Annotated in this window: 2 protein-coding genes; both read left to right on the plus strand. The window is 40.0% G+C overall.

Annotated elements, in window-relative coordinates:
• Positions 1-336: 336 nt before the first annotated feature.
• The gene (gene infC, locus H541_RS0111045) at positions 337-840 is read left to right on the plus strand and encodes a translation initiation factor IF-3 (protein ID WP_022797313.1); all 504 of its coding nucleotides are present in this window, start codon (positions 337-339) and stop codon (positions 838-840) included.
• Positions 841-874: 34 nt separating this feature from the next.
• A complete protein-coding gene (gene rpmI / locus H541_RS0111050) occupies positions 875-1075 on the plus strand; it encodes a 50S ribosomal protein L35 (RefSeq protein WP_022797314.1) in 201 nt (66 codons plus the stop codon).
• The last annotated feature ends 114 nt before the right edge of the window (positions 1076-1189 follow it).

The following is a 1189-nucleotide window of genomic DNA, read 5'->3' on the forward strand; positions in this document are numbered from 1 at the left end:
AAAAATTCGTTTTGGTGGACAAGACATCAAGCACCACTATTATCAGTTCAGGTAACATATGTTTGACAACCCTAGAATCATGACAAATTGATTGTAAGTAACTATTGACAACGGTAGTTTGATTTGATATTCTGTTAGAGTTGAGAAAACAAGCAGAAGCACCCGCTTCTCGCCTATGTCGACATTGTCCATGGGCTGATCATCTTAATCTACTCACTCGACAGAGTGAACAGTAGCTTACTTGTGATTATTAAGCAGCGGGTCGTCTTCTAGGCGATCCGCTTTTTCTGCGTTTTCTCTCAAATAATTTGGAGGTGAGGAATCATAGCAAAAGATATGATGGTAAATGACGGTATCAGAGCACGTGAGGTTCGTCTGATTGATTCTGAAGGGGAACAATTAGGTGTTAAATCTACGCGCGAAGCACTTGAAATTGCGGCAAACAGCGAACTTGATTTAGTACTGGTCGCACCAAATGCGAAACCGCCAGTTGCTAGAATCATGGATTATGGGAAATACCGCTATGAGATGCAGAGAAAAGAGCGTGCGGCTCGTAAGAATCAAAAAGTTGTTAGTGTGAAAGAAATCCGGTTAAGTCCAACGATTGACACACATGACTTTGATACAAAAGGTCGTCAAGCTCGTAAGTTTATCCAAAACGGAGACAAAGTCAAAGTCTCTATTCGTTTTAGAGGACGTGCAATTACACATAAAAGCATTGGTCGTGACGTGTTAGAACGTATGGCTGAAGAATTGGCTGATGTGGCACAAGTAGAATCTAAAGCGAAAATGGAAGGTCGTAGCATGTTCTTAATGCTTGCACCTAAAGCTGAACAATAACAGTTCATATCATTAGTTACAGGAGGAAACAGTAATGCCAAAACAAAAAACACACCGTGGATCAGCAAAACGGTTCAAAAGAACAGGTACTGGTAAATTGAAACGTGCAAGTGCATTTACTAGCCACCGTTTCCATGGCAAGACTAAAAAACAACGTCGTCAATTACGCAAATCACAATTAGTATCTGAGTCAGATATGAAGCGTATCGCACCACAATTGTCACAAATGAAATAAGTTGTGATTAAATCCGGTTTGAACCAAAGCACTGGAGTAAACTAATGGAATACTTGAAAAGTATGGAATTAGTTTAGGAAGTGGACGTTGGTTCAGGATTTAAGAACACGATTA

The organism is Bavariicoccus seileri WCC 4188, assembly GCF_000421665.1.
Lineage (GTDB): Bacteria > Bacillota > Bacilli > Lactobacillales > Aerococcaceae > Bavariicoccus > Bavariicoccus seileri.